General features: G+C 36.2%; 1 protein-coding gene and 1 pseudogene. Both read right to left on the bottom strand.

What is annotated here, in order from left to right; genetic code table 11:
• Positions 1-87, bottom strand: a pseudogene (locus MTCD1_RS21570) (Type I secretion system protein TolC); the annotation flags it as partial.
• Positions 54-279: hypothetical protein (locus tag MTCD1_RS21935; RefSeq protein WP_235013388.1), on the bottom strand; the 226-nt coding region annotated here is incomplete at its 5' end. The gene MTCD1_RS21935 and the pseudogene MTCD1_RS21570, both read right to left, overlap by 34 nt.

Genomic DNA, 279 nt, shown 5'->3' with positions numbered 1-279 from the left:
TAGAAAAGCACGACGAACACAACGAGAGATACAGTGATAATAACAGGTATCAATTAAACTGACTTGCTGTTTTCTTGGGGTTGCCATAGTAACCTCAACTGGTTTTGTTGCTGATTAAATAAGCATAGTTGAGGTTTTTGTTTAGTTCCATTGAAAGGGGTGTCTGCTATATTCTCTTTGAAAGGGGTGTCTGCTATATTCTTTAAAATGAATCGACTAGACGTCGTCAATTCATTCTCTGCATCTTCAAGAAAACACGGTAAATGTTTACGTATTTTA

It is taken from the genome of Colwellia marinimaniae, assembly GCF_002207865.1.
Taxonomy (GTDB): Bacteria; Pseudomonadota; Gammaproteobacteria; order Enterobacterales; family Alteromonadaceae; genus Colwellia; species Colwellia marinimaniae.
The sequence above is the reverse complement of the archived record's forward strand: the minus strand, read 5'-3'. Positions and strand labels throughout refer to the sequence as shown.